The organism is Streptomyces sp. NBC_01341 (assembly GCF_035946055.1).
In the GTDB taxonomy this organism is placed as follows: domain Bacteria; phylum Actinomycetota; class Actinomycetes; order Streptomycetales; family Streptomycetaceae; genus Streptomyces.
Window position 1 is genome coordinate 6,048,866 of sequence record NZ_CP108364.1, and the last position, 25,389, is coordinate 6,074,254.

Annotated in this window: 25 protein-coding genes; 14 read left to right on the plus strand and 11 right to left on the minus strand. The window is 71.0% G+C overall.

Annotated elements, in window-relative coordinates:
- Positions 1 to 140: 140 nt before the first annotated feature.
- Positions 141 to 1,721 (minus strand): ABC transporter substrate-binding protein, encoded by a 1,581-nt coding sequence (locus OG206_RS26665; protein ID WP_327120404.1) that lies wholly within the window; start codon positions 1,719 to 1,721, stop codon positions 141 to 143.
- 972 nt (positions 1,722 to 2,693) lie between these two features.
- Positions 2,694 to 3,551, minus strand: a complete 858-nt coding sequence (locus tag OG206_RS26670; RefSeq protein WP_327120406.1) for a 3-hydroxybutyryl-CoA dehydrogenase — start codon at positions 3,549 to 3,551, stop codon at positions 2,694 to 2,696.
- A 197-nt stretch (positions 3,552 to 3,748) separates the two neighbouring features.
- On the opposite strand from OG206_RS26670, the gene OG206_RS26675 reads away from it, so the two are divergent.
- Positions 3,749 to 4,999, plus strand: a complete 1,251-nt coding sequence (locus OG206_RS26675) for a glycoside hydrolase family 10 protein (protein WP_327120408.1) — start codon at positions 3,749 to 3,751, stop codon at positions 4,997 to 4,999.
- 103 nt (positions 5,000 to 5,102) lie between these two features.
- On the opposite strand, the gene OG206_RS26680 is transcribed toward OG206_RS26675, so the two are convergent.
- Together OG206_RS26680 and OG206_RS26685 are read right to left on the minus strand one after the other, a co-directional pair.
- Positions 5,103 to 5,306 (minus strand): DUF1918 domain-containing protein, encoded by a 204-nt coding sequence (locus OG206_RS26680; RefSeq protein ID WP_327120410.1) that lies wholly within the window; start codon positions 5,304 to 5,306, stop codon positions 5,103 to 5,105.
- A 42-nt stretch (positions 5,307 to 5,348) separates the two neighbouring features.
- On the minus strand, positions 5,349 to 6,344 hold the full coding sequence (locus OG206_RS26685; RefSeq protein WP_327120412.1) for a DMT family transporter: 996 nt from the start codon (positions 6,342 to 6,344) through the stop codon (positions 5,349 to 5,351).
- Between OG206_RS26685 and OG206_RS26690 the strand changes: the two genes are divergently transcribed.
- From OG206_RS26690 to OG206_RS26705, 4 genes are all read left to right on the plus strand, one after another.
- The gene (locus OG206_RS26690; protein WP_327120414.1) at positions 6,343 to 7,788 is read left to right on the plus strand and encodes an aminotransferase-like domain-containing protein; all 1,446 of its coding nucleotides are present in this window, start codon (positions 6,343 to 6,345) and stop codon (positions 7,786 to 7,788) included. The genes OG206_RS26685 and OG206_RS26690 overlap by 2 nt on opposite strands.
- A 10-nt stretch (positions 7,789 to 7,798) precedes the next feature.
- Positions 7,799 to 8,236: a GNAT family N-acetyltransferase gene (locus OG206_RS26695; RefSeq protein ID WP_327120416.1), complete on the plus strand. Its 438-nt coding sequence runs from the start codon at positions 7,799 to 7,801 to the stop codon at positions 8,234 to 8,236.
- A gap of 67 nt (positions 8,237 to 8,303) precedes the next feature.
- Complete coding sequence (locus tag OG206_RS26700; RefSeq protein WP_327120418.1) at positions 8,304 to 8,879, plus strand: histidine phosphatase family protein; 576 nt, start codon at positions 8,304 to 8,306, stop codon at positions 8,877 to 8,879.
- A 152-nt stretch (positions 8,880 to 9,031) separates the two neighbouring features.
- Positions 9,032 to 10,195, plus strand: coding sequence for a serine hydrolase domain-containing protein (locus OG206_RS26705; protein ID WP_327120420.1), 1,164 nt, complete (start codon positions 9,032 to 9,034; stop codon positions 10,193 to 10,195).
- A gap of 22 nt (positions 10,196 to 10,217) precedes the next feature.
- Here the strand turns inward: OG206_RS26705 and OG206_RS26710 are convergent, their stop codons facing one another.
- Entirely contained in the window at positions 10,218 to 10,991 is a 774-nt protein-coding gene (locus OG206_RS26710; RefSeq protein ID WP_327120422.1) for a LysR family substrate-binding domain-containing protein, read from the minus strand.
- Positions 10,992 to 11,048: 57 nt separating this feature from the next.
- Here OG206_RS26710 and OG206_RS26715 point away from each other — a divergent pair, with 57 nt between their 5' ends.
- Positions 11,049 to 11,447: a DUF5997 family protein gene (locus OG206_RS26715; protein ID WP_327120424.1), complete on the plus strand. Its 399-nt coding sequence runs from the start codon at positions 11,049 to 11,051 to the stop codon at positions 11,445 to 11,447.
- A 287-nt stretch (positions 11,448 to 11,734) separates the two neighbouring features.
- Here the strand turns inward: OG206_RS26715 and OG206_RS26720 are convergent, their stop codons facing one another.
- Positions 11,735 to 12,367 (minus strand): SRPBCC domain-containing protein, encoded by a 633-nt coding sequence (locus OG206_RS26720; protein ID WP_327120426.1) that lies wholly within the window; start codon positions 12,365 to 12,367, stop codon positions 11,735 to 11,737.
- 373 nt (positions 12,368 to 12,740) lie between these two features.
- Between OG206_RS26720 and OG206_RS26725 the strand changes: the two genes are divergently transcribed.
- On the plus strand, positions 12,741 to 13,322 hold the full coding sequence (locus OG206_RS26725; RefSeq protein ID WP_327120428.1) for a DinB family protein: 582 nt from the start codon (positions 12,741 to 12,743) through the stop codon (positions 13,320 to 13,322).
- A 311-nt stretch (positions 13,323 to 13,633) separates the two neighbouring features.
- Here OG206_RS26725 and OG206_RS26730 read toward each other — a convergent pair whose 3' ends face one another.
- Positions 13,634 to 14,155: an ATP-binding protein gene (locus tag OG206_RS26730; protein ID WP_327120430.1), complete on the minus strand. Its 522-nt coding sequence runs from the start codon at positions 14,153 to 14,155 to the stop codon at positions 13,634 to 13,636.
- Positions 14,156 to 14,382: 227 nt separating this feature from the next.
- On the opposite strand from OG206_RS26730, the gene argC reads away from it, so the two are divergent.
- The 5 genes from argC to OG206_RS26755 are packed head-to-tail and all read left to right on the plus strand — an operon-like array spanning position 14,383 to position 19,225.
- Entirely contained in the window at positions 14,383 to 15,411 is a 1,029-nt protein-coding gene (argC, locus tag OG206_RS26735) for an N-acetyl-gamma-glutamyl-phosphate reductase (protein WP_327120432.1), read from the plus strand.
- Complete coding sequence (gene argJ, locus OG206_RS26740; RefSeq protein WP_327120434.1) at positions 15,408 to 16,562, plus strand: bifunctional glutamate N-acetyltransferase/amino-acid acetyltransferase ArgJ; 1,155 nt, start codon at positions 15,408 to 15,410, stop codon at positions 16,560 to 16,562. The genes argC and argJ overlap by 4 nt, the downstream gene beginning before the upstream one ends.
- Positions 16,559 to 17,485: an acetylglutamate kinase gene (gene argB / locus OG206_RS26745; protein WP_327120436.1), complete on the plus strand. Its 927-nt coding sequence runs from the start codon at positions 16,559 to 16,561 to the stop codon at positions 17,483 to 17,485. The genes argJ and argB overlap by 4 nt, the downstream gene beginning before the upstream one ends.
- On the plus strand, positions 17,482 to 18,678 hold the full coding sequence (locus OG206_RS26750) for an acetylornithine transaminase (RefSeq protein ID WP_327120438.1): 1,197 nt from the start codon (positions 17,482 to 17,484) through the stop codon (positions 18,676 to 18,678). Before argB ends, OG206_RS26750 begins: the two co-directional genes overlap by 4 nt.
- Positions 18,679 to 18,688: 10 nt before the next feature.
- Positions 18,689 to 19,225 (plus strand): arginine repressor, encoded by a 537-nt coding sequence (locus tag OG206_RS26755; protein WP_327120440.1) that lies wholly within the window; start codon positions 18,689 to 18,691, stop codon positions 19,223 to 19,225.
- Between the two features lie 7 nt (positions 19,226 to 19,232).
- On the opposite strand, the gene OG206_RS26760 is transcribed toward OG206_RS26755, so the two are convergent.
- From OG206_RS26760 to OG206_RS26770, 3 genes are all read right to left on the minus strand, one after another.
- Positions 19,233 to 19,934 carry a L,D-transpeptidase family protein gene (locus tag OG206_RS26760; RefSeq protein ID WP_327120442.1) on the minus strand — a complete coding sequence of 234 codons (702 nt, stop codon included), beginning with the start codon at positions 19,932 to 19,934 and terminating at the stop codon, positions 19,233 to 19,235.
- Positions 19,935 to 19,998: 64 nt separating this feature from the next.
- Positions 19,999 to 20,598 carry a pyridoxamine 5'-phosphate oxidase family protein gene (locus OG206_RS26765; RefSeq protein ID WP_327120444.1) on the minus strand — a complete coding sequence of 200 codons (600 nt, stop codon included), beginning with the start codon at positions 20,596 to 20,598 and terminating at the stop codon, positions 19,999 to 20,001.
- A 41-nt stretch (positions 20,599 to 20,639) separates the two neighbouring features.
- Positions 20,640 to 22,043 (minus strand): hypothetical protein, encoded by a 1,404-nt coding sequence (locus OG206_RS26770; RefSeq protein ID WP_327120446.1) that lies wholly within the window; start codon positions 22,041 to 22,043, stop codon positions 20,640 to 20,642.
- A 232-nt stretch (positions 22,044 to 22,275) separates the two neighbouring features.
- Here OG206_RS26770 and argH point away from each other — a divergent pair, with 232 nt between their 5' ends.
- Both argH and OG206_RS26780 read left to right on the plus strand, forming a co-directional pair.
- On the plus strand, positions 22,276 to 23,709 hold the full coding sequence (gene argH, locus OG206_RS26775) for an argininosuccinate lyase (protein ID WP_327120448.1): 1,434 nt from the start codon (positions 22,276 to 22,278) through the stop codon (positions 23,707 to 23,709).
- Positions 23,710 to 23,772: 63 nt separating this feature from the next.
- Positions 23,773 to 24,744, plus strand: a complete 972-nt coding sequence (locus OG206_RS26780; protein WP_327120450.1) for an aldo/keto reductase — start codon at positions 23,773 to 23,775, stop codon at positions 24,742 to 24,744.
- Between the two features lie 60 nt (positions 24,745 to 24,804).
- On the opposite strand, the gene OG206_RS26785 is transcribed toward OG206_RS26780, so the two are convergent.
- Positions 24,805 to 25,314: a hypothetical protein gene (locus OG206_RS26785; RefSeq protein ID WP_327120452.1), complete on the minus strand. Its 510-nt coding sequence runs from the start codon at positions 25,312 to 25,314 to the stop codon at positions 24,805 to 24,807.
- Between the last annotated feature and the right edge of the window lie 75 nt (positions 25,315 to 25,389).

Sequence of the window (25,389 nt, forward strand, 5' to 3'; positions counted from 1 at the left end):
GCGGCCTCGCACTCGACCTGTCGCACGGGGCGGCTTCAAGCCGTGGCGCACATCCCGAGGGCCGCCGCATCCTTCGTCGCCGGAGGGCGGCCCCGCTCCGGCGCCCGGGATGCGTCAGCCTTCGCGTCGGCGGGCCCGGTTCAGCCGCGGCCGAGTTCCCAGAGCTGAAGCACCGAAGAGGAATTGATGGCGTAGGCGATGCCTGTGACGTCGCGTCGCGCAGCGACGTACTGCTTGCCCTGCCAAAGGGGCAGGATAGGGACGTCTTCGGCCACAGTGTCCTGAATCTTGGCCAGGGGCGTTGTGGCCGCGGACCGGTCCGCCTCGCGTCGGGTCTGCGGGATCAGCGAGCGCTGGATGGTCGTGTTCGAGTAGGGCAGGCCGAGGAAGTTGTTCTTGTCGAGGAAGGGCGCGACGAAGTTGTCCGCGTCCGGGAAGTCAGGGAACCAGCCCATGCCGAAGACGTCGTACTCGCCCTTCTGCTCGGCGGGTCTGAACGTTGCCCAGGGGTGGCCTTGAATCGTGGCTTTGAAAAGACCACTGTCGTTGAGCTGCTTGCGCAGCTCCTCGAACTCCTGCTTCGTGGCGGATCCGTAGTGGTCCGTCGTGTAATGCAGCGTCAGCTTCAGCGGGGTACTGACACCGGCGCCGGCCAGCAGGGACTTCGCCTTGGCGTTGCTCGGCTCTCCGTACTTGTTGAAGAATGAGTTGGTGTGACCGGTGACGAACGCCGGGACCAACGAGTACAACGAATCGGCTTGCACGCTGTAGACGTTGGCGACCAGTTTGTCGCGGTCGATGAGCTGGGCGACTGCCTGGCGGACCGCTTTGGACTTCACGGTCGACGCGGTGGTGTTGAAGGCGAGGTAGCGAATTTCCAGACCGGGGAGGTCCACGAGATCGACGTTCTTGTCCGTGTCCGCGTCCAGCGCGTCGATCTGTGACGGCGACATCGTACGGATCATGACATCTACCTTGCCGCTGTCGATCGCGGCGCCCATGGCTTCGGAGTCCTTGTGGACGCGCAGCACGACCTTGTCGTTGTTCACCTTGATGCTCCCGCGATAGCGGGGATTCTTCGTGTAGGTGACGCCGGCGATCGTGTTGTTCCGGACGTCGGCCTTGAAGGTGTAAGGGCCGGAGCCGTCGACCTCGAAGCCGTCACGCAAGTTCTTCCGGTCGTATTCCTTGGGGTTGACGATGCTTGCGACCGGTGTGGTGAGCTTGTAGGGAAAAGTGGCGTCCGCTGTCTTGAGGTGGAAGATAACCTCGCGATTCCCCTTGGTCTCGATCGTGTCGATGGTATTCAGCAGGGCAGCGACACCCGTGTCGGCATTGATGTTGAGGGACCGCTCGATGGAGCTTTTCACGTCGGTGGCCGTGATCGGGGCCCCATCGGAGAATTGCAGGCCCTTGCGCAGCGTGCAGGCGTAGCGCTCATTTCCCTTGTCCGTGAAGAGACAGTTCTCCGCGGCCTCCGGCACCGGTTCACCCTGTCCCTTGGGCTGAATCATCAAGGTCTGCATCGTCTGCCGCAGAAGGTTCCATGTACTGGTGTCATACGTGTATGCCGGGTCGAGCGGCGCCGGGGCGTCTTTCGTGGCCACGAACTGGTCGGTGGTGGCGACGACTATGGATACGCTCTCTTCTTTGCCACAGGCGGACAGAGCTGGAGAGAGCAGGCTGACCGCAGCTGCAAGCACCAGAAGTTTGCGGTTCATGGGAATTTCTCCAGTAATCGATGCGGCCGTATACCTGGCACACACGGTGAGTGGTGTGTCAGCGTGCCGTCGGCTGCGGCAGTGCTATCGACAGACCTGATATATGCGTGGAAAGGGTGTGTGGAGGTGGGCAATTGGTTGCGTCCTGATGGTTCGACGCAGTCGAACGAAGCCGCACCTGAAGTTTGCACACGCAACAAACACTTGATGTGTCAATTTTATGAGAGGTGTGAGTGCACTGTCAATGTTTGAGTGCCCGTCAGGTGCGTGCGGCCGGACGCTGCGGTAAGGGAGTTGTGGGGATTGACCGCTCCGGCTTACGGGGGGTGCCCCAGGGAGGGGCATTCCGCGGGGTTGCCCCTCCGCTGTCCGCACAGGGCCGCCCGAGCGGGGGAGGCCGGTGAGCGCACCCACGGCCGCCCGGCTGGGTCGCTCCGGCCGGCGCTTCGGGGTGCGACCGTCGCCACCGCCGGTTCGCGCGCGTCGCGGGCGCGTGTGCCGGAAGCGGGCTCGGTGCGGCGTGACGCGGAATTCATGAGGTGCACACGAGGTGTGACGGAGCGTTCCTTACCGTCGATCACCGCGGTGTCGATATGACTTCGGGCCGCGGTCACAGTGCCGCACGGGCGGGTACTCTCCGCTCGGACGCCTGGCCGCTCGATGCCCAAGGGGCCGGCAGCTGTCGACGACGCGGTCAGGCACCGACACCCCGGGGCCGAGGCCGACATGCTGCGACAGGCAATCCCGCGGCGCTTCGACACCGGGCACACCTTCCGCCTGTTCGGGCAGCCGTGCCGTGCGCGGCAGCCGACCATGCGTGACCTCGGCAGGGCCGGGCGGTCGACGCCCGTATTCCTACGACGGCGTCACCTGGCCGGTGCCGCGCGTGCCGGCCGGCGGTGGCGCAGCAGTGGCGCCGTTCCGGGTGGATCCTCCCCGGAACGGCGCCACTGGGCGGCTCCGCCGCACCTGCTAGTACGGGTAGAACCCCGAGCCCGTCTTGCGGCCGAGCCGCCCCGCGTCCACCATCCGCTGGAGCAGCGGGGGAGCGGCGTACAGGGGTTCCTTGTACTCCGCGTACATCGAGTCGGCGACCGAGGCCACGGTGTCCAGGCCGATCAGGTCGGCGAGCTTGAGCGGACCCATCGGGTGGGCGCAGCCCATCTCCATGCCGTTGTCGATGTCCTCGCGGCTGGCGATGCCCGACTCGAACATCCGGATCGCCGAGAGCAGATACGGGATCAGCAGGGCGTTGACGACGAAGCCCGACCTGTCCTGGGCGCGGATCGCGTGCTTGTCGAGCACGTTCTGCACGACCGCCTCGGCACGCTTTATGGTCTCGTCGGACGTCGTCAGCGCGGGGATCAGCTCGACGAGCCGCTGCACCGGGGCCGGGTTGAAGAAGTGGATGCCGATGACCTGGTCCGGGCGGGACGTGGCCACCGCCAGCTTCACCAGCGGGATGGAGGAGGTGTTCGAGGCGAGGATGGCGTCCGGACGGGTCACCACCTGATCGAGTACCTGGAAGATCTCGGTCTTGACCTGCTCGTTCTCCACGACGGCCTCGATCACGAGATCGCGGTCCGCGAACTCGCCGAGGTCGGTGGTGAAGCTGAGGCGGGCGAGGGTCTCGTCACGCTCCTCAGTGGTGATCTTGCCGCGTTCGGCGGCCTTGGAGAGGGAGTTGTGCAGCCGGGTACGCCCTATCTCCAGGGCCTCGCCGGTGGTCTCGGCCACCTTGACCTCGAGGCCGCTGCGGGCACACACCTCCGCGATGCCTGCGCCCATCTGGCCACAGCCCACCACTCCGACGCGTGCAATGTCGGCCATAGAGTCCGTCACCTCGTGCCTTTCGCTGATCTTCGTGCGGCAGTTCCCGTTTGATTCCGGTGTCCGCCTCGACCCCACGACGTTACTCCGCGACGGGGCTCAGGTGAGCTGCGGGTCGCACGGAATCGTGGCGGGCATGATGTGCGTCGTGCGCTGCCGACGTGACGTACGGGAACAGAGAAGCGAAAGGTGTGTAGATGCGTCGTTTGGGCCGTAGGTCTTTCGTGATGGGCGCGGTGAGTACGGTGGCCGCGCTGATGACCGGGGGTGATGCCGTCGCCGTACCCCGGCCGGGTGCCGGACGGCACCGCAGTGCTGAGCAGGGTGAGATGCGCGGGGTGTGGATCGCCACGGTCGCGAACATCGACTGGCCCTCGGCGACCGGGCTGAGCGCGGCCGCCCAGGAGGCCGAGCTGATCGCTCATCTGGACCGGGCGGTGGCTCTGAAGCTCAACACCGTGGTCCTCCAGGTCCGCCCTACCGCCGACGCCCTGTGGCCGTCGTCGTTCGAGCCGTGGGCCGAGTGCCTCACGGGTGTCCAGGGCAAGGACCCGGGGTGGGACCCGCTGGGGACGGCGGTGCGCGAGGCGCACGCGCGCGGTCTGGAGCTGCACGCCTGGTTCAACCCCTATCGGGTGGCCAATCACACGGACCCCTCGAGGCTGGTCGCCACCCACCCGGCGAGGCTCCACCCGGACTGGGTCCTGCCGTACGGCGGAAAGCTCTACTACAACCCGGGACTGCCCGAGGTCCGCACGTTCGTCCAGGACGCGATGCTCGACGCGGTCAGCCGCTACGCGATCGACGCGGTGCACTGGGACGACTACTTCTACCCCTATCCGGTGGCCGGCCAGGTCTTCGACGACGACGACGCGTTCGCGGAGCACGGCGGGGACTTCGCCGACAAGGCGGCCTGGCGTCGTGACAACACCGACCGACTGGTCCGCGAGACCGCCGCGCGGATCAAGGAGGTCAGGAGCGGTACACGGTTCGGGATCAGCCCGTTCGGCGTGTGGCGCAACGCCTCGACCGATCCCACGGGCTCCGACACCGCGGCGGGCGTGGAGACGTACGACGATCTGCACGCCGACACCCGGAAGTGGGTCAAGGAGGGCTGGATCGACTACATCTGCCCCCAGATCTACTGGAACATCGGCTTCGCCGCCGCCGACTACGCGAAGCTGCTGTCCTGGTGGGCCGGGACGGTCAAGGGTACGGGGGTCGACCTGTACGTGGGGGAGGCGCTCCACAAGGCCGGCGACCCCGCCCAGCCGGCCGCCTGGCAGGACCCGGCCGAACTCTCACGGCACCTGGACCTCGCGGCCGGTCACCCGGAGGTGGGCGGGCATGTCTACTTCTCCGCCAAGCACGTGAAGGCGGACCGGATCGGAGCCATGGCCCGGCTGGTCGCCGACCACTACTCGACGCGGGCCCGCACCCCACGCTGACACAGCGCGGCGGGAGCCCGCGCCCCACGCCGACACGGGGCGCGGACCCGCAGCCTTCGGACGCGTGCGCCGGGGCCACTCGTGGCCCCGGCGCACGCGCGTCCTACCTCTTCCGGTCCTCGCGGGCCTCGTGCTGTACGACGCTGTCGGGGCCCGGGGACCTGATCGACTCGTGCCCGTCCTCGAAGCGCAGCCGGTACGGGGGACCGCCCCCGTCACCCAGAACCTCGACGATCTCTGCGACGCGGTCGTGCTGCCCCACGGTCCTGCCGTGCGTCAGCAGCCGGTCGCCCGTGTGTGCCTCCATCGGGAGTGACCTCCTCACGGGTGACTGCTCATGTCGACAAGTCTATGACCGCGGGCGCCCGACGCGTCCTGGTGCGGACGTGCCCCGGCTGTCCGCCGGGCGCCTCTCCCGACCCCCGGACCGCTGGGTGGCGGCGATACAGACCAGTACGGCGACAGCCGCCACCGGCGCCGCCACGGACACCTCCTCGCCGAGTGCGAGGAACGACCAGACGAGCGTGAGCAGCGGCTGCGCCAGCTGCAGCTGGCTGGCCCGTGGAACCCCGATCTCCGCCATCCCCCGGTACCAGACGTACAGCCCGAGAAAGGTCGATCCCGCGGCCACCCAGACCAGCCCGATGATCCCGTGCGCCGTCAGGTGCACCGGTTCGAAGGGCAGGGCCACGGCCGCGCCGGCCGCCGCGAGAGGGAGAGAGAGGATCAGGGCCCAGCCGATCACCTGCCGGCCCGGCATCACCTTCGCCAGCCTGCCGCCCTCGGTGTAGCCGGCCGCGCAGACCAGGAGTGCCCCGCACAGGTACGCGTCGCCGCCGGAGAGCGCGCCCCCGCTCTGCTGGAGCGTGAAGGCGATCACTACGGCGGCACCCGCCGCGGCCGCCGCCCAGAAGGTCCTCGGCGGGCGGGAGCCGGTGCGCAGGGCCGAGAGGAGAGCGGTCGTCAGCGGCAGTAGCCCCACGACGACGGCCGCGTGCGAGCTGGTGGAGGTCAGAAGTGCCAGCGTGGTCAGCAGCGGGAAACCCACCACCACCCCGCCCGCGACGACCGCGAGGCCCGGCCAGTGGCGTCGGGCGGGCACCGGGACCCGGTCCGTGAGCAGCGCGCCTGCGGCGATCAGTGCGGCCAGCAGGCTGCGCAGGGCGACCAGTGACCACGGGCCGAAGCTCTCCAGCCCCCATACCGTCGAGGGGAAGGTCAGGGAGAAGGCGACCACGCCGAGTCCCGCGAGCAGTGCGCCGCCGCCGGGACTCCTGGGTGATGCGGGACGGTCCGCTGCGACTGCTATCGCCGCATGGTCGGTAGCGCTATTCTCTGCTCTCATGCAAGAGCGTAGCAGCGTGTCGGAACTGGCGAAATCTCTGCGTGAAGAGCTCGACCGCTACTCACCGGGTGGGAAGCTGCCGTCCAGTCGGGCTCTCGTCGAGCGCTTCAAGGTGAGTCCGGTGACCGTCGCGCGGGCCGTCGCGCAGCTCGCGGCCGAAGGACTCGTCGTGACCCGGCCCGGTTCCGGGGCGTTCCGTGCGCAGCCGCCCACCACCGTGCCGGAACCCGGTGACACCTCGTGGCAGGAGGTGTCGCTCAGCGGCGACAGCGGACCCGAGGTCGTGCCGCGTACCGTCGACGCCTCCGGAGTGCTCGTCACGCTCGCCGCCCCGCCGCCCGGGGTCGTGGAGTTCAACGGCGGCTACCTGCATCCCGGCCTCCAGCCCGAGCGGGCGATGGCCGCCGCGCTCGCCCGGGCCGGCCGCCGGCCGGGGGCATGGGGGAGGCCGCCCACCGACGGGCTCTCCGGGCTCCGGGCCTGGTTCGCCCGGGAGATCGGCGGCACGCTCCGCGGATCCGACGTCCTCATCACGGCCGGTGGCCAGAGCGCCCTGGCCACCGCCCTGCGGGCCGTCGCCCCACCGGGCGCCCCCGTCCTCGTCGAGTCGCCCACCTACCCGGGCATGCTGGCCGCCGCCCGGGCCACCGGCCTGCGGCCCGTACCCGTGCCCGTGGACGCCGAGGGGGTGCGGCCGGACCTGCTGGAGGCGGCGTTCCGTGCCACCGGGGCCCGGGTGTTCGTCTGCCAGCCGCTGTTCCAGAATCCGACGGGTGTGGTCCTCGCGCCCGAGCGGCGTGAGCGGATCGTCCGGGCCGCCCGCGCGGCCGGCGCGTTCGTGGTGGAGGACGACTTCGCCCGCCACCTCGTCCACGGGGACGCCGGCCCGTCGCCCGAGCCGCTGGCGGCCCACGATCCTGACGGGATCGTCATCCACGTGCGGTCCCTCACCAAGATCACGTCGCCCAGCCTGCGCGTGGGTGCCCTCGCCGCCCGCGGTCCCGTCCTGGAACGCCTGCGCGCCATCCAGGTCGTCGACAGCTTCTTCGTGCCGCGCCCGCTCCAGGAGGCCGCGCTCGAACTCGTCGGCTCGCCGGCCTGGGATCGCCATCTGCGCGCGGTGGCCGCCGAACTCGGCCGCCGCCGCACCGCCCTGACGGCCGCGCTGCGCACCCGGCTGCCCGAACTGGCCCTGCCCCACGTGCCGTCCGGCGGCGCCACCGTCTGGCTCCGCCTGCCCGGCCCGGAGACCGAATCCGCGCTGGTCTCCGCCGCCCTGCGGGCCGGTGTGGCCGTGGCCCCCGGCCGCCCCTACCACTGCGCGGAACCCCCGGCTGGCCACATCAGGCTGAGCTTCGGGGCCGTGTCCGGGCCGGCCGAGATCGCGGAGGGTGTACGCAGGCTCCGCGCGGCCTGGGACGAGCTGCCCCCGCAGGGGCGATAGCCTCCCGCCCATGACCGACACCGGCATATCCGTGCCGCGCCACGAGATCTCGTCCGACCCGGCACGTCTCGACCGCGCCCGCGTCCACCACTGGCTCTCCACTGACGCCTACTGGGCCCTCGGCCGTACCCGCGAGAAGCAGGACCGTGCGATCGCCGGTTCCCTCAACTTCGGTGCCTACGAACTCGCGACGGGCGAACAGGCCGCCTACGCGCGTGTGGTGACCGACCACGCGTCCTTCGCGTGGGTCTGCGACGTGTACGTCGACCCCGCGGCGCGGGGCCGGGGACTGGGCACCAGGCTCGTCACCGCCGTCCGGGACCACCTGGCGCCCATGGGTGTGACCAGGTTCCTCCTCGCGACGAAGGACGCCCACGGGGTCTACGCGAAGATCGGCTTCGCGCCTCTGGAGGTCCCGGACATGTGGATGGCTCTCCAGGCCGGCTGAGGAAGCGCTTGCACGACGCCGTGCCGCCCTCTTGACCGGCGCGGCGTTCGCCTCCACGATCGCGCCCATGAGTGTTCGCGTCTCACTGGTCGCAGCAGCACGCAGCTCCGCCCTGCTCGCCGAGCGCTTCGACGACGACCGGCCGCTCGACGACACGGGCTGGCACGAGGTGAGGCTCGCCGCGCACGCCCTGGTCCCGCTCGGCGCCGCCGAGATGCGCTACTGCTCACCCACCCCGCGCAGCCGCGCCACCGGTGACGCTCTCGGCTTCGCACCGCTGGTCCAGCCCGCCCTGCGCGACTGCGACATGGGCCGATGGCGGGGCTACACCTTCTCCGAGGTCGCCGCCGGTGAGCCGGCCGGTGTCCACGCCTGGCTCACCGATCCGCGCTCCGCCCCGCACGGCGGGGAATCGCTGCTCGCCTTCATCTCCCGTATAGGGGGCTGGCTCGACACCCGTCCCTTGCAGGAGGGCGCGATCGTGGCCGTCGCCGAACCCGCTGTCGTCCGCGCCGCCCTCGTGTACGCGCTCAAAGCCCCGCCGATGACGTACTGGAGCGTCGAGGTGCGCCCGCTCTCCACGGTGACGCTCGTGGGACTGCCCGGCCGCTGGACCTTCAGCCTCGAAGCGCTTCCGCACTGACGGCGAGCCGGTCCCGAGGGTGTTCCGGAGCACCCGGCCGCACGGTCGCGAGGGCGTTCCGCGGATCCCCCGGTCGGACGAACGGGGCCCCGGCGCCTATCCGCCGGTCCGACCAGTCGGTATGGTGCGAGCACCGAGACGAGGAGAGACCCGTGCCGCAGATCCATGGCCACTGCGACGACCGCTTCACGGCGGTGCGCGACGCGTTCACGGCGAACTTCGCCGAGCGTGACGAACTGGGCGCCGCCGTCACCGTCCTGCTCGACGGCGCTCCCGTCGTGGACCTCTGGGGCGGCTGGGCGGACGGCGCCCGGACCCGTCCGTGGGAGCGGGACACGGTGGTCAACGTGTGGTCCACGACCAAGGGGCCGACGGCGCTCTGCGCCCACCTCCTGGTCGACCGCGGACTCCTCGACCTGGACGCCCCGGTCGCGGACTACTGGCCCGAATTCGCGGCCGAGGGAAAGGAGTCCGTACGCGTACGTCACCTCCTCTCGCACCGCTCGGGCGTCGCGGGCCTGCGCGAACCGCACACCCTGGCCGAGCTCTACGACTGGGAACTGACCACGGCCCGTCTGGCGGCCACCGCCCCGTGGTGGGAGCCCGGCACCCGCTCCGGCTATCACGCGATCTCGTACGGCTTCCTCGTCGGCGAGGTCGTCCGCCGCGTCACCGGCCTGCTGCCGGGGGAGTTCCTGCGGCAGGAGATCACCGGGCCCCTGGGCATCGACTTCAGCGTCGGGCTCCCCCCGAGGGACGCCGGGCGGGTCGCCGAGCTCGTCCAGCCGAAGTCCGTCGCACGCGAACAGGCCGCCCTCTTCGCCCGGATGGAGCCCGTCGCCCTGGCGTCCTTGCTGAACCCCGGCACGGGCATCGCCGCCGCGAACACCCCCGACTGGCGTGCCGCCGAGATCCCCGCGGCCAACGGCCACGGCACCGCGCGCGCGGTCGCCGCGCTCTACGGCATCCTCGCCGGACACGGATCCCTCGACGGCCGGCGGATCCTGTCGAAGGAGGCGGCCGAGCGGGTCCGTGAGGGGCAGGGAAGCTGCCGGGACCTGGTGCTGGGAGCGGGCTTCACCCACGACACCGAACTGGGCCTCGGCCTCTGGCTGAGCGGCCCGAACGGCTCCTACGGCCCCAACCCGCGCGCGGTCGGCCACGACGGGGCGGGCGGCTCGTGCGGCCTCGCCGACCCCGAGGCCGGGGTCGCCCTCGGATACGTCATGAACCGCATGGGCCCGAACATCGCCGACGACCCACGCAAGATGGCCCTGGTCGACGCGGTGTACGGCGCGCTCGCGGCTGCTCCGTGAGCGGGACGCCATGGGGGCGGTCCTACGGCCGGCGGCGGGGCTTCCCGCGCTTGGCGCCGCCCTTGGCGTTCTTGGCCCCTCCGGAGCCGCCCGCGCCACCGCGGGACGTCTTGCCCGCAGCCGGTTTGCGGGGGGCGCCGCTCTTCTTGTCGGCGCGCTTCGCCTTGGGCTGCGGCGGTGTCGGAGGGCGCCCCCGGGTGCTGTTGACCGTCCGGCCCCGGACGATCCCGATGAACTCCTCCACCAGGTCGGTGGTCTTCTCCTCCGGCCACGACAGCGCGATCCGGGACTCGGGGACACCCGTCAGCGGGCGGTAGGTGAGGTCCTTGCGGTGGTACAGGCGCGCAAGCGACTGCGGGACGACGAGCAGACCGACACCCGCGGCCACCAGTTCCACCGCGTCCTCGGTCGTGGCCGGCCGCTCGAACGCGGGCCGGCCCGGGGGACGCTCCCAGTCCAGGGTGTCGTCGAGGGGATGCAGCACGATCTCCTCGGCGAGGTCCTCGGCCGACAACTCCTCGACGGCCGTCCCCTCATGATCCTTGGGGATGACGACCACGGTCGTCTCCGTGTAGAGCGGGATCGCGCTGAGGTCCGCACGGTCCACGGGAAGCCGCACGAAGCCGGCGTCGGCGCCGCCGTCACGCAGCAGATCCACCGCCTCGCCCGCGGGCACGGCGACGAGGGACAGCGGGGTGCCGGGCAGGCGCTCGTTCCAGATCCGCACCCACTTGGCCGGGGTCACGCCGGGAACGTAGGCGAGCCGGAACGCAGGGGGTACTTCCGAGCCAGTCACCCCGCCAGGTTACCGGCCGTGGTCGGAGGCGGCGCACATGCTCGATACCCTGGAACCATGACGTCGCACCAGACCACCCAGACCATGAAGCCCGCCACCGCGGCGAAGAAGCTGGGTGTGTACCTCGAAGCCACCCCCGCCGAGTTCCAGGAGGGCGTCGTCTCGCGCGCCGAGCTGAACGCGCTGCAGACCGACCCGCCCCAGTGGCTGCAGGAGCTGCGCCAGAACGGCCCGCACCCCCGCCCGGTCGTCGCCTCGAAGCTGGGCGTCTCCATCGCCGGACTCGCGCGGGGCGGCGTCACCGAGCCGCTCACCACCGAGCAGATCGACGCCCTCAAGCAGGAGGGGCCGGAGTGGCTGGAGAAGGAGCGCGCCACCCAGGCCGAGGTCCGCAAGGAAGCGGTGCGCATCAAGGAGCGTGACGCGGCCCGGGCCCAGCAGGCCGACCGCGACTGACGTGCCCTCCGGGCGTCGCCCGGCTCGTCGCCGCCGTATGTGAGCGGGTCGCGGAGGCGGTGTGTTCCTGGCCGCCGGTGCCGGTCCGGACGCCCGCGGCGAGGACGGCCTCCCGGTTCTCCGCGTGGCCCTCGCCGCCTCCGACCTGCCCGGGGCCGAAGTCCTCGTAGCAGCGGGCGCGGGCCCGCACCGGCGACTGCCGGACGGTTCGACCCCGCTGCTACGAGGACCATCGGTCACGGCCGCGTCGCCGGGGCCGACGCGCTGATCGACCGCGTGGACCCCGGTCACTCCCCGGTGTAGAAGGCGATCGTCGCCACCGTCGTCGCGGTCACCGTCTCCGGGTCCGCGCCGGAGGCGGCGAAGGCACGGCCCCATTCCTCGCCCGAGCGTGCCACGAAGGCCTTCGCCTCAGGCGAGGTCTGCCACTCCACGGCGTCCTGAGGGCTGAGCCCGCCACCCGTCAGGTGCCATCCGAGCCCCAGCAGCGCCAGGTCCCATCCGATGCCGACCGCGCCCGGCCCGTACTGGCTCCGGAATTCCTCGGGAACCACGGACACATGCTCGAGTTCGAGCACCGTCCGACCGTCTCCGTCCGGCGCGAGGCGCACCTCGACCTCGCTGAAGCCGGGGTCGGGGCCGAACCGCCAGGAGACCCGAAGCCGCTCCGGGGCCACGCACTCGATGATCTCGCCGCCGGCGTTCCCCTCCAGCTGATAGCTTCCCCCGACCCGGAACTCCCCGGTCACCGGGAGGAACCAGCGGGCGATCCGCTCGGGCGAGGTCACCGCGTCCCAGGCATCGACCGCATCGGCGTCGAAGGTCCGCCGCAGCAGCACACTGCCTGCCTCGTCCGGTCCCACCCGGCGCGTGCCGACCTCCCGGTGCACCCGGCCGATCTCGTCGACGATCTCACCCATGGCCGCTCACTCCCGCTCCGCTCGCCCGCGCTGTGCTCCGGCCGCCATGTAACCGAAGTTCCGCCCCGGCCGCCTCATCAACACGGGCTCCGGCGCCCCCACCGTCGCCGCCCGCCCGACCGGGCGAGGAGAATGCGTCCATGCGAACGCCGCATTCTTGTCGCCCAATCTTGAGGGGGATGGTTGGCGGAACATGACCATGGATGCTCACTGTGTGTGAGAGCGGCGGGTGACACCGAGACCCCGATCGAGCGTGGACTTTTCACTGAGTCCTCGCCATCTTCCAACAAGCGGGTCGGAGCCTCTGGCGTGGCGCTCGCCCGGGATGCTCATGCTGATCTGGGGCGGGGTCTCGTGTATGTAGTGTGCGGACATGACAAGAAGTGAGCGGCTCGCGGAGCAGCTGGACTGGTACTGGCACAAGAACCTGCGGCCGCGGCTGGACGGTCTTACCGATGAGGAGTACTTCTGGGAGCCGGTGCGCGACTGCTGGAGCGTCCGCCCGCGTGGCACGTCGGCCTCACCGACGCCGGAAGGTTCGGGGGAGTGGACGATGGACTTCGCGTCCCCTGGCCCGGTGCCGGCGCCGGTGACCACGATTGCCTGGCGGCTGGCGCACATCGTCGTCTCGTGCCTGGGCTATCGGGTCGGATGGTACTTCGGCGGCCAGGACGTCGACTCCGGGACATTCGCCTACGCGGGGACCGCTGACGGGGCGCTGAAACAGCTCGATGAGATGTACGGGAGATGGAACGCGGGGGTCCGTGCGCTCTCGGACGCCGACTTGGAGAATCCGCCCGCGGCGGGTCCCGAGCGGTTTCCCATGGAGAACAGGGTCCTGCACGTCAATAGGGAGCTGATCCATCACGGCTCTGAGATCTCCCTGCTGCGTGACCTCTACCGCTGGCAGGACGGAGCCGTACCGCGCCGCATACGACTTTCCGGTAACCGGTGATCGAGATCAGGAACATACGGGGACTCCGTGATGCTCGGCTGCGGGCTTCACTGTGGGGGGAGCGGCTCGCCGACCAGCCGGTTCCAGGTTTCGCGGTCCAGGCTCCCCTTCGGTGGGCGGAGCGATGCCGAGCGGCCGGCTTCCCTGGTACTGCAGAGGCTCGCCGAGCTCACCGAAGCCAGATGATCTCCACCTACGAAAATCTTGCCAGAGCCATCGGGTGGTGTACCTCAACACCTGTTCGCACTACCTGACACCGGAAGGCCGTTCGTTGGTGCCGCCTGCTCCTGTTTTCCCGTGGCGGGCGGACCTCAACTCTTGACGGCTTCTGCGATGTGCAGGGCGGCCTGGGCCGGCGTGAGGTGCGTGGTGTCGACGACCTCGGCCTCGCCGTGTAGCCACGTGCGGGCCGCCTCGGCGTAGGGCTCAAGGTATTCGAGACGGAATGGCGAGGGGCCCATGAGAGCGTCCCCCTCGATGCGCTGCCGAAGGGTGGCCTGGTCGGCGTGGAGGACGAAGTGCCGTACTGGAATGGCATGTTGGGCGAGTCCCGTGCTGATCTCGTGCCAGTACTGCTCGACCAGGACAGTCATGGGCATGACCAGTGTGCCGCCGGTGTAGTCGAGAACGCGGCGGGCGGTTTCGACTACGAGCGGCCGCCATGGCGGCCAGTGCTGGAAGTTGCCCGTCCAGGGGAGCGTCGGCGTGATGTCCATGAGTGTCTCGCCGACCTTCTCGGCGTCGAAAACCCGTGAATCTGGGATCAGCTGCTGTACGAGTGCACTGGCTGTCGTCTTGCCCGCGCCGTGGGTGCCGTTGAGCCATACGATCATGGCCCAACGCTAGCGTCGTGCGGGTTGTGGGGGGCGGGCACAGCAGTAAGCGATACCGCAAAGATCAGCTTTCAGTGACTTGAGTCGGATCGTCATGCAGCGTTACGAAGCCAAGATCCGCCGACACGAATTCTCGGTCACACGCAGGCGGTGGCCGATTCCGGGAGATCTTTGCATAACACTGCATGGTTGCGTATAGTCATGCCATCGATGAGGAGGAATGTCCGATGGTGGTACGCGTGGCAGTGGCAGGGGCGAGCGGATACGCCGGCGGTGAACTGCTCCGTCTGCTCCTCACCCACCCGCAGGTCGAGATCGGGGCCCTCACCGGTCACTCCAACGCGGGAGAGCGTCTTGGCGCGCTGCAACCGCACCTGAGGCCGCTCGCGGACCGGGTGCTGGCGCCGACCACGGCCGAGGCCCTCGCCGGACACGATGTCGTCTTCCTGGCCCTGCCGCACGGGCAGTCCGCCGCCGTCGCCGAGCAACTCGGCGACGAGGTGCTCGTCGTCGACATGGGCGCCGACTTCCGGCTGAAGGACCCGGCCGACTGGGAGAAGTTCTACGGTTCGCCCCACGCGGGCACCTGGCCCTACGGCCTGCCCGAACTCCCCGGCGCCCGCACCGCGCTGGAGGGGGTCAAGCGGATCGCCGTGCCCGGCTGCTACCCCACCGCGGTGTCCCTCGCGCTCTTCCCGGCCTACGCGGCCGGCCTCGCCGAGCCGGAGGCCGTCGTGGTCGCCGCGTCCGGTACCTCCGGTGCGGGCAAGGCGGCCAAGCCGCACCTGCTCGGCTCCGAGGTCATGGGCAACATGACTCCGTACGGCGTCGGCGGGGTCCACCGGCACACACCCGAGATGATCCAGAACCTCGGGGCGGCGGCCGGCGAGCCCGTGTCCGTCTCCTTCACCCCGACCCTCGCGCCCATGCCCCGCGGCATCCTCGCCACGTGCAGCGCGAAGGCGAAGCCCGGCGTGAGTGCCGAGTCGCTCCGCGCGGTCTACGAGAAGGCCTTCGCCGACGAGCCGTTCGTCGACCTGCTGCCCGAGGGCCAGTGGCCGTCCACCGCCGCTGTGTACGGTTCGAACGCTGTTCAGATCCAGGTCGCCCACGACGGGGCGGCCGGCCGGATCATCGTGATCAGCGCCATCGACAACCTGGCGAAGGGCACGGCCGGGGGCGCCCTGCAGAGCATGAACATCGCCCTCGGGATTCCTGAGGACACAGGCCTTTCCACGATCGGAGTCGCACCGTGAGCGTCACGGCAGCACAGGGGTTCTCGGCGGCGGGTATCGCCGCCGGAATCAAGGAGAGCGGACACCCCGACCTGGCCCTCGTGGTCAACAACGGGCCCCGCCGCGCCGCCGCGGGCGTCTTCACCTCCAACCGTGTCAAAGCGGCTCCGGTCCTCTGGTCGGAACAGGTGGTCAAAGGCGGCGAGGTGACCGCGGTCGTCCTCAACTCCGGCGGAGCCAACGCCTGTACGGGCCCGCAGGGCTTCCAGGACACCCACGCCACCGCCGAGAAGGCCGCCGAAGTACTCCCCGGGCACAGTGCGGGTGAGATCGCGGTCGCCTCGACCGGGCTGATCGGTCTGCTCCTCCCCATGGACAAGCTCCTGCCCGGCCTGGAGAAGGCCGCGGAGGCGCTGAGCGAACACGGCGGCGAGAAGGCCGCCATCGCGATCAAGACCACGGACACGGTCCACAAGACCGCCGTCGCGGGCGGCGACGGCTGGACGGTCGGCGGCATGGCCAAGGGTGCGGGCATGCTGGCCCCCGGCCTCGCCACCATGCTGGTCGTCCTCACCACCGACGCCGACGTCGAGGCACCGGCGCTGGACACCGCACTGCGCTCCGCCACCCGCACCACCTTCGACCGGGTCGACTCCGACGGGTGCATGTCGACCAACGACACCGTGCTGCTGCTCGCCTCGGGGGCGAGCGGCGTCACCCCCGCGCGGGCCGAGTTCGACGAGGCCGTCCGGAGTGTCTGCGCCGATCTGGCCCGGCAGTTGATCGGTGACGCCGAGGGGGCGTCCAAGGACATCCGTATCGAGGTGGTCAACGCGGCCACCGAGGACGACGCCGTCGAGGTCGGGCGGACCATCGCCCGCAACAACCTCCTCAAGTGCGCCATCCACGGCGAGGACCCCAACTGGGGCCGTGTCCTGTCGGCGATCGGTACCACGAGGGCCGCCTTCGAGCCGGACCGGCTGAACGTCGCCATCAACGACGTCTGGGTGTGCAAGAACGGGGGTGTCGGCGCGGACCGTGACCTCGTCGACATGCGCTACCGGGAGGTCAGGATCACCGCGGACCTCGCGGCAGGCGACGAGTCGGCCGTGATCTGGGCCAACGACCTCACCGCCGAGTACGTCCACGAGAACAGCGCGTACAGCTCATGAGCGCCGCGAGGAAGCACACCGCGCTGCCCAAGGCCCAGATCCTCATCGAGGCGCTGCCCTGGCTCACCCGGCACAACGGCCGGACGATCGTCATCAAGTTCGGCGGGAACGCCATGATCGACGAGGAGCTGAAGGCCGCCTTCGCCCAGGACGTCGTCTTCCTGCGGCACGCCGGCCTCAAGCCGGTCGTCGTGCACGGCGGCGGCCCGCAGATCAACGCCCAGCTCGACCGGCACGGCCTGGTCAGCGAGTTCAAGGCCGGGCTCCGCGTCACGACGCCGGAGGCCATGGACGTCGTGCGCATGGTGCTGGCCGGGCAGGTCCAGCGTGAGCTCGTCGGCCTGCTCAACCAGCACGGACCGCTGGCCGTCGGCATGACCGGCGAGGACGCCCACACGATCACCGCCACCCAGCACCGCCCGGTGATCGACGGCGAGGCCGTGGACATCGGCCGGGTCGGCGAGATCACCGCCGTCGACACCGGGGCCATCCAGGCGCTGCTGGACGACGGCCGGATCCCGGTCATCTCCTCCATCGCCCGGTCCGCCGAGGACAACCACGTCTACAACGTCAACGCCGACACCGCCGCCGCCGCGCTCGCCGCCGCGCTCGGTGCCGAGACGCTGATGGTCCTCACGGACGTCGAGGGCCTCTACGAGGACTGGCCCCACAGCGACGACGTGATCAGCCGTCTCACCGCCACCGAACTGGAGAAGCTGCTTCCCACCCTCTCCAGCGGCATGGTGCCCAAGATGCAGGGCTGCCTGCACGCCGTACGCAACGGTGTCGAGACCGCTCGTGTCCTCGACGGCCGGGTCCACCACTCGATCCTGCTGGAGATCTTCACCGACGAGGGGATCGGCACGATGGTCGTGCCCGACGCGGCCCCCGGAGCACAGCCCGACCCTGAGGGGGAGTCATGAGCAACGAGGAGTTCGCGCGGCGCTGGCAGGGCGCGCTGATGGACAACTACGGCACTCCGCAACTGCCCCTGGTGCGCGGCGAGGGCGCCCGGGTGTGGGACGCGGAAGGCGCGGAATACCTCGACTTCGTCGGCGGGATCGCGGTCAACGCGCTCGGGCACGCCCATCCCGCGGTGGTCGAGGCCGTCTCCACCCAGATCGCCACCCTCGGGCACGTCTCCAACCTGTACACCGCCGAGCCGCCGATCGCGCTCGCCGAGCGGCTGCTGCAGCTCTTCGGCCGTACCGGCAGGGTCTTCTTCAGCAACTCCGGCGCCGAGGCCAACGAGGCGGCCTTCAAGATCGGCCGGCTGACCGGGCGTCCGCACATGGTCGCCACCGGTGGAGGCTTCCACGGCCGGACCATGGGCAGCCTCGCCCTGACCGGCCAGCCGGCGAAGCGCGAGCCGTTCCTGCCGCTGCCCGGTGACGTCACCCACGTGCCGTACGGCGACGCCGAAGCCCTCCGGGCCGCGGTCACGGCCGACACCGCACTGCTGATCATCGAGCCGATGCAGGGCGAGAACGGTGTCGTCGTACCGCCCAAGGGCTATCTGGAGGCGGCCAGGGAGATCACCCGGGCCACCGGCACCCTGCTCGTCCTGGACGAGGTGCAGACCGGCATCGGCCGGTGCGGCCACTGGTTCGAGCACCAGGCGCACCAGGGTGTCGAACCCGACGTGGTCACCCTCGCCAAGGGGCTCGGCGGCGGGCTGCCGATCGGCGCCACCGTCGCGTTCGGCGCCGCGGCCGATCTCCTGAAACCCGGTCAGCACGGCACGACGTTCGGTGGCAACCCGGTCGCATGCGCAGCCGGTCTCGCGGTCCTGGACACCCTCGCGGCGGACGGGACCCTCGACCAGGTCAAGCGGCTCGGCGAGCGGATCCGGGACGGCGTGGAGGGCCTCGCCCATCCGCTGGTCTCCCACGTCCGGGGCTCCGGGCTGCTGCTGGGTATCGTGCTCACCGGGCCCCTCGCACCGAAGGTGCAGCAGGCGGCTCAGGGAGCCGGACTCCTGGTGAACGCGCCCGCCCCCGACGTCGTGCGGCTCATGCCGCCGCTGATCATCGGTGACGCGGAGGTGGACGCGTTCCTGCGGATTCTGCCGGGAGCCCTCGACGCGGCTTACGGGGACGGACGATCCGGAGAATGAGGCGACGACGATGACCGAGGCGCAGGACACCGACCACGGCGGGCCGTCGGTGCCGCAGACGCGCACCGCACGCCACCGCAGGATCGTGGACATCCTCAACCGGCAGCCGGTGCGTTCCCAGAGTCAGCTGGCGCGGCTGCTGTCGGACGACGGGCTGAGCGTCACGCAGGCGACGCTCTCGCGGGACCTGGACGAGCTCGGCGCGGTGAAGATCCGCAACACCGGTGGTGAGCTGATCTACGCGGTTCCGAGCGAGGGCGGGTTCCGTACCCCGCAGGCGCCGCTCGGCGGGTCCGCCAAGGAGGAGAGGATGCGCAGGCTCTCCGCCGAGCTGCTGATCTCCGCGGAGGCGTCGGCCAATCTGGTGGTGCTGCGTACGCCTCCGGGCGCCGCCCAGTTCCTCGCCTCGGCCATCGACCAGGCCGAACTCCGGGCGATCCTCGGCACGATCGCGGGGGACGACACCCTGATGCTGATCAGCCGCGACCCGAACGGCGGCCAGGCACTGGCGGACCACCTTCTGAGGCTTGCCCAGAACGACCGCTGAGGGGCCGTCAGTAGCGGGTGACCGCAGTGGGTCCGGAGACCGTTCCGACCGCGATGTGCGGTCGGCGGGCCGGATCGGCCCAGGCCAGGATCCGGTCCATGGCGGCCGCCGGCACGGAGACGCAGCCGGCGGTCGCGCCCTTCCCGTCGACGTGGAGGAAGATCCCGGCACCCCTGCCGCGCACCGGCCGGTGGTAGTTGAAGCCGATGACGAGCGCGTGGGCGTACTGCGTGGAGTAGGCCACCAGGTGTTCGGACTCCTCCGCCCTGCAGTCGGCGGGCAGCGGCCGGACCCACCGGTTGTAGGCACTGGACTCGTCGTCCTGGCACCACCAGGCGCGGTCGTCGGCCAGGCGGTACGGATAGCGGGTCCCTGCCAGGGGTGCCTCGGTCCCGAACGCGTAGGGCAGGTCGTAGAGCCCGGTCGGTGTGGTGTTCGTGCCCTGGATCCGCGTGGTCCCCTCGGTCAGGCCGCTGGCTCCGAAGCGCGCGGGCGCCGAACCCGCCTCCGTCCACCCCTCCGGAAGCCGGTCCCACCAGGTGACGGTGCCCGTGGTGGACCCGGTGCCGGGGGCCTCGGCGGTGATCAGCTGGGTGCCGCCACCGGTGTCGGCCATCCGCTCGGGCAGGGGGGCGGGCCCGGCCGGGCCCGCCCCGACCGAACCGGAGAGTGCCAGCAGGACCGATCCGGTCACCAGGAATCCGCGCATGCCCCGGACCGTACGGGGCGCGAGGGGAGGTCCCCACCGCGCTTGCTCCGTACGGCCCAGCAGCTCACCCCGCGGCTGGGGACGGCAGCACGGGCAACGGCAACGGGAGCCCCGGCAGACCGTCGATGCTGGTGGCGATGTCCGCCTTGCTCTCGAAGTAGCGGCTCAGGCTCTCGTCGTCCTCCCGCGCGAAGCGGCCGGAGTGCAGGGGGCGGTCCTCGTCGTACGACATGAAGGGCACCGCGTAGCCGCACGTGTCCCGGATCAGGTCGGCCGTCACCACGATGACCGCGCGGAGTCCGTGCTGTGTGTGGTCCACGGTGGGGAAGTGGCCGAGCAGTGCGGGGAACCGGGGGTCGTCGCGGAAGACCGGCTCGCCGCGGCCGTGCACACGGACGATGTTCGGGGGCCCCTGGAACGCGCACCACATCAGGGTGATGCGCCCGTTCTCGCGCAGGTGGGCGATGGTCTCGGCGTTGCTCCCCGCGAAGTCGAGGTAGGCCACGGTCCGTTCGTCGACCACGGCGAAGGACCCGCTCATGCCCTTGGGGGAGAGGTTGACCGTGCCCTCCTCGCCCAGGGGCGCCGTCGCGGTGAAGAACATGTGCTGTTCCTCGATGAAGGTTCTCAGACGTCCGTCGATGCGTTCGTGTGTCTTTCCCATGATCGGATTATCCCGCGCGGCGAGGATCCCGACCGGTGATTTCACCTGGTGGAATCCGCCGGTGGCAGCGGCTCGTAGCGGGCGCGCTGCGCCTCGTGGGCAACCTCGGGATCGTCGTCGTCCTCCAGCGCCGCCAGCACGCGCTTGCGCAGCGCGAGACTGTGGGCGCAGAGCAGCCGCAGTCCCGCACGCCGCACGTGCCGGAGGCGCCCGGGAGCCACCAGGGAGGCCAGCCACTCCTCCGGGACGAGCAGCACGTACGGGACGAGCGCTTTGCGGGCGGTGCGCACCACCGGGGGGTGCGGATCCTCCATGGCCGACATCAGCTCGTCGGGGGAGACAGCGTCCAGCATCCGCAGCGAAGCGAGTGCCGCGGCGCGCACCCGGCCCTCGGGGTGGACCGTCAACGGCCTCAGGAGCGCAGGCGCGTCCGGCACCGCCGACTCGGCCAGACCGAAGAGCGCGCCAGGGCGCGGGCCCGTGCCGGCGGTGTCCGCGCACAGCTCGCGGTAGCGCGCACCGGGGTCCTCGCCCTCCAGGCGCAGGACGAGGCGCGCGGCCGAACGCACGACGGCGGACGGGTCGGCCAGGTGGGCGCCCGCCTCACGGCCGCGGCCCGCGCGGTGCAGCGCCGTCACAGCCGAGGAGCGCGTCACCGCGGAGGACGCTCCGAGCAGCGGATCGAGCAGTCGTTCGGGATCGCCGGTGGTCACGCGGGCCAGCAGCGCACCGGTGCACAGGTGCCGTACGGCACGGTCCTGAGCGGTGAGTGCCGACTCCGTCAGTGCGCCGGGGCCGGGGGAGCCGTGTTCGAGGCTGAACCGCACCCCGAGGAGCCGGACCGCGGGGTGCGGACTCGCGCCGACGCGGGCCGCGACGCCGGCCGGCAGAGGGCCCGTGGCGGCCAGGAGCCGTTCCGCTGCCCACGCCCCGTGCGGGCGCAGGGTCATGCGCAGGGCGATGGGGACGAGGCCGGGGGCGGCGTCCCCTTCCAGCACCCCGGCCAGCATGCGGCGGGCGCGTTCCCGCACCTCGCGGCGGCTGTCGGCGCAGCGGACGACGACCAGCGGCAGCAGAGCCGGCCGCCCGGGGGTGAACGCCAGCGCGGCCTCGCGGGCCTGCCACCGGTGGTGGCACAGCACGAGGGCCGTCTCGGCCTCGGTGGGCGGGAAGCGGGACCAGGTGACGTCGTGCGCCTCCTCGTCCCAGCGCGGCGCGGCGGCCCAGTCGACGCAACCGCTCCCGTCCCGGCGCCCCTCCCGGACCAGGTCCGCCGTGGGGCGGATCCCGTCCCGGCGCGCGGTCGCCGCCGCCGTGCGCCTGTCGAGCCCGGCCCACGCCTCGGGGTCGGCCGCGTCCAGCGCTGCGGCCAGGGGCTTGCCCAGCAGAAGACGGTCCTGCGGGGGGAGGAGCAGGGTGGGGGACAAGGGGATCAGGTGCCGCATGGGTGCAGCCTAGAACCGGCCGTACCCCACCGCACCAGCCTCTTTGACAAAACATACGGACCACTGCATAGTTATACCAATCAGTGATCGTGACGACCCCGGCCGTCCTCGAAGCCCGCGGCGAGCGCGGCCTGGCCGATCCACCGCTTCACCGTCAGCCTCCCCCTCGCCCGTGGGCGGCGGACGGGTCGCAGTTCCCCCTCGCACCCCCTTGCACTCCGAGGAGCACGCAGTGAGCAACGGCACCGGCAACAGCGACGTACGCCTGTGGGGCGGCCGTTTCGCCGACGGTCCGGCCGAGGCGCTGGCCAAGCTGTCCGCCTCCGTCCACTTCGACTGGCGGCTCGCGCCGTACGACATCGCCGGATCCCGTGCCCACGCGCGCGTGCTCAACAAGGCGGGCCTTCTCACCCAGGACGAGCTGACCCGCATGATCGCCGGACTCGACGCGCTCGAAGCAGCCGTCGCCGACGGATCGTTCACCGGCACCATCGCCGACGAGGACGTCCACACCGCACTGGAGCGCGGGCTCCTGGAACGTCTCGGCCCGGACCTCGGCGGCAAGCTGCGCGCCGGCCGGTCCCGCAACGACCAGGTGGCCACGCTCTTCCGGATGTACCTCCGCGATCACGCCCGGATCATCGGCGGCCTGATCGCCGAGCTCCAGGACGCGCTCGTGGGTCTGGCCGAGGCGCATCCTGACGTGGCCATGCCGGGCCGCACCCACCTTCAGCACGCCCAGCCCGTCCTCTTCGCCCACCACATGCTGGCCCATGTGCAGCCCCTGATCCGGGACGCCGAGCGGCTGCGGCAGTGGGACGAGCGGACCGCCGTGTCCCCGTACGGTTCCGGTGCGCTCGCCGGGTCGTCGCTCGGGCTCGACCCGGAGGCCGTCGCGGCCGATCTCGGCTTCGAGCACGGCTCCGTGGCCAACTCCATCGACGGCACCGCGTCCCGGGACTTCGTCGCGGAGTTCGCGTTCATCACCGCGATGATCGGCGTCAACCTCTCCCGGATCGCGGAGGAGATCATCATCTGGAACACGAAGGAGTTCTCCTTCGTCACCCTCCACGACGCCTTCTCCACCGGCTCCTCGATCATGCCGCAGAAGAAGAACCCGGACATCGCCGAACTGGCCCGGGGCAAGTCCGGCCGGCTCATCGGCAACCTGACCGGCCTCATGGCCACGCTCAAGGCCCTCCCGCTCGCGTACAACCGCGACCTCCAGGAGGACAAGGAGCCGGTCTTCGACTCCTGCGACCAGCTGGAGGTCCTGCTCCCCGCCTTCACCGGGATGATGGCCACGCTCACGGTCAACCGGGAGCGCATGGAGGAACTGGCCCCGGCCGGCTTCTCGCTCGCCACGGACATCGCCGAGTGGCTCGTGAAGCAGGGAGTCCCCTTCCGTGTGGCGCACGAGGTCGCCGGAGAGTGCGTCAAGGAGTGCGAGCACCACGGCATCGAGCTCGACGAGCTGACGGACGAGCAGTTCGCGAAGATCTCCGAGCACCTCACGCCCGAGGTGCGCACGGTCCTCGACGTGCCCGGCGCACTCGCCTCCAGGGACGGCCGCGGCGGAACCGCACCCTCGGCCGTCGCCGTCCAGCTGGCCGAGGTGAAGGCCGACCTGGTGACGCAGCACGCCTGGGCGACCGCGCGCGGATGATTGGCAGGCATCGCGGGCTACGTTGACGGGAAGGCGTTCGGAACCGACCCAGAGGAGCCCGCGATGCCCTTCGCCCGCCTGAACCGAGCGACCACCCCGACCTCCCACATCGGGCTCGGCCTGGCCGCTGTCGGCAGGCCCGGCTACATCAACCTGCGGCGCGACCGGGACCTCCCGGCCGACCGCAGTGTCGACGCGCTGCGGGCCCGCACGCACGAACTCCTGGACGCGGCCTACGCCCAGGGGGTCCGCTACATCGACGTGGCCCGCTCCTACGGCCGCGCCGAGGAGTTCCTCGCCGACTGGCTCGCCGTCCGCCCCGACGCGACGGACATGGTCATCGGCAGCAAGTGGGGTTACACCTACACCGCCGACTGGCGCGTGGACGCCGAGGCGCCCGAGGTGAAGGACCACGGCCTCGCCACCTTCGAGCGTCAGTACGGCGAGACCACCGGTCTCCTGGGTGACCGGCTCGACCTCTACCAGATCCACTCGGTGACCGCCGACAGCCCGGCGCTCGGCGACAAGGACCTGCACGCGCGCCTCGCCGAGCTGGCCGCGAGCGGCACCACGGTCGGCTTCTCCACGAGCGGGCCGGCCCAGGCCGACGCCGTCCGGGCCGCGCTCGCGGTGACCGTGGACGGCGAACCCCTCTTCCGCACGGTCCAGGCGACCTACAACGCCCTGGAGACCTCCGCCGGGCCGGCGCTCTCCGAGGCGCACGACGCCGGGCTCACGGTGATCGTCAAGGAGGCCATGGCCAACGGCCGCCTCGCCGGAACCGAGGCGCCCGCCGTCGTCCAGGAGATCGGCGCCGACGCGGGACTGGACGCCGACGCCGTCGCCCTGGCGCTCGTGCTCCACCAGCCGTGGGCGGGCGTCGTGCTGTCCGGTGCGGCGACCGTCACCCAGCTGGCGGCCAATCTGCACTCCCCGCTGCTCGACCTCGACCCGGAGCGGCTCGACCGGCTGTCGGCTCTGGTGGAGGAGCCGGAGGCCTACTGGCGCCACCGGGCCTCGCTGCCCTGGAGCTGAGCGCCCGCCGCAGCGCCCGCCGTTCCGTCCGGAGGCGCCGGCCCCGGCGCGCGGGGCCGCTCACGCTCGGGCCGCCCAGTCGGCGAGTGCGCCGAAGTCCGCCCGTACCAGGCCGACCCACGGGTCGATCCGCCGCAGCAGGGCGCGCCCAGGGTGGTGCGCCGCGACCCACGCCGTATCAGCGTCGGAGATCTCGTCGTCCACCCAGGCGAACGGCCTCCCCTCGGCGTAGTCGACGACGTGACGCGTCTTCCAGTACGTGCCGTTCCCCGTCACGCCGTGCATCGAGGGCCAGTCGATGTACGGCAGCGGGGGCAGCCCGAGGTGCGGGCCGACCCACTCGTTCGCCTCGTCCTTCCAGGTGGTCGCCCAGACGAGTTCGTACCGGGCGGCCAGGGCCAGGAGCTCGCCCCCGTGGTCCGCGCTGAGCAGGACCGGCAGCGCCGTGCCCTCCGTCCACCCCGTCGGCCGCATGCGGTGGAGCGTGTAACCCTCCGGGACGGGGCGGCGGGCGAGTGCCGCGTACGGATTGAGCGGACCGTCGATGTCGATCAGCAGCAGCGGCTTCATGGCGCCATGGTGCCCCCGGAGCGCCCGGCGACACGATCCCCCTAGTGGGACGTTGATGTCTCATGTGGGTTAGTG

Bases quoted from the DNA above. Each gene is read 5' to 3' on its own strand.
- OG206_RS26665 (WP_327120404.1), bottom strand. From the start codon at position 1,721: ATGAACCGCAAACTTCTGGTGCTTGCAGCTGCGGTCAGCCTGCTCTCT.
- OG206_RS26670 (WP_327120406.1), bottom strand. From the start codon at position 3,551: ATGGCCGACATTGCACGCGTCGGAGTGGTGGGCTGTGGCCAGATGGGC.
- OG206_RS26675 (WP_327120408.1), top strand. From the start codon at position 3,749: ATGCGTCGTTTGGGCCGTAGGTCTTTCGTGATGGGCGCGGTGAGTACG.
- OG206_RS26680 (WP_327120410.1), bottom strand. From the start codon at position 5,306: ATGGAGGCACACACGGGCGACCGGCTGCTGACGCACGGCAGGACCGTG.
- OG206_RS26690 (WP_327120414.1), top strand. From the start codon at position 6,343: ATGCAAGAGCGTAGCAGCGTGTCGGAACTGGCGAAATCTCTGCGTGAA.
- OG206_RS26685 (WP_327120412.1), bottom strand. From the start codon at position 6,344: ATGAGAGCAGAGAATAGCGCTACCGACCATGCGGCGATAGCAGTCGCA.
- OG206_RS26695 (WP_327120416.1), top strand. From the start codon at position 7,799: ATGACCGACACCGGCATATCCGTGCCGCGCCACGAGATCTCGTCCGAC.
- OG206_RS26700 (WP_327120418.1), top strand. From the start codon at position 8,304: ATGAGTGTTCGCGTCTCACTGGTCGCAGCAGCACGCAGCTCCGCCCTG.
- OG206_RS26715 (WP_327120424.1), top strand. From the start codon at position 11,049: ATGACGTCGCACCAGACCACCCAGACCATGAAGCCCGCCACCGCGGCG.
- OG206_RS26720 (WP_327120426.1), bottom strand. From the start codon at position 12,367: ATGGGTGAGATCGTCGACGAGATCGGCCGGGTGCACCGGGAGGTCGGC.
- OG206_RS26725 (WP_327120428.1), top strand. From the start codon at position 12,741: ATGACAAGAAGTGAGCGGCTCGCGGAGCAGCTGGACTGGTACTGGCAC.
- OG206_RS26730 (WP_327120430.1), bottom strand. From the start codon at position 14,155: ATGATCGTATGGCTCAACGGCACCCACGGCGCGGGCAAGACGACAGCC.
- argC (WP_327120432.1), top strand. From the start codon at position 14,383: ATGGTGGTACGCGTGGCAGTGGCAGGGGCGAGCGGATACGCCGGCGGT.
- argB (WP_327120436.1), top strand. From the start codon at position 16,559: ATGAGCGCCGCGAGGAAGCACACCGCGCTGCCCAAGGCCCAGATCCTC.
- OG206_RS26750 (WP_327120438.1), top strand. From the start codon at position 17,482: ATGAGCAACGAGGAGTTCGCGCGGCGCTGGCAGGGCGCGCTGATGGAC.
- OG206_RS26755 (WP_327120440.1), top strand. From the start codon at position 18,689: ATGACCGAGGCGCAGGACACCGACCACGGCGGGCCGTCGGTGCCGCAG.
- OG206_RS26760 (WP_327120442.1), bottom strand. From the start codon at position 19,934: ATGCGCGGATTCCTGGTGACCGGATCGGTCCTGCTGGCACTCTCCGGT.
- OG206_RS26765 (WP_327120444.1), bottom strand. From the start codon at position 20,598: ATGGGAAAGACACACGAACGCATCGACGGACGTCTGAGAACCTTCATC.
- OG206_RS26770 (WP_327120446.1), bottom strand. From the start codon at position 22,043: ATGCGGCACCTGATCCCCTTGTCCCCCACCCTGCTCCTCCCCCCGCAG.
- OG206_RS26780 (WP_327120450.1), top strand. From the start codon at position 23,773: ATGCCCTTCGCCCGCCTGAACCGAGCGACCACCCCGACCTCCCACATC.
- OG206_RS26785 (WP_327120452.1), bottom strand. From the start codon at position 25,314: ATGAAGCCGCTGCTGCTGATCGACATCGACGGTCCGCTCAATCCGTAC.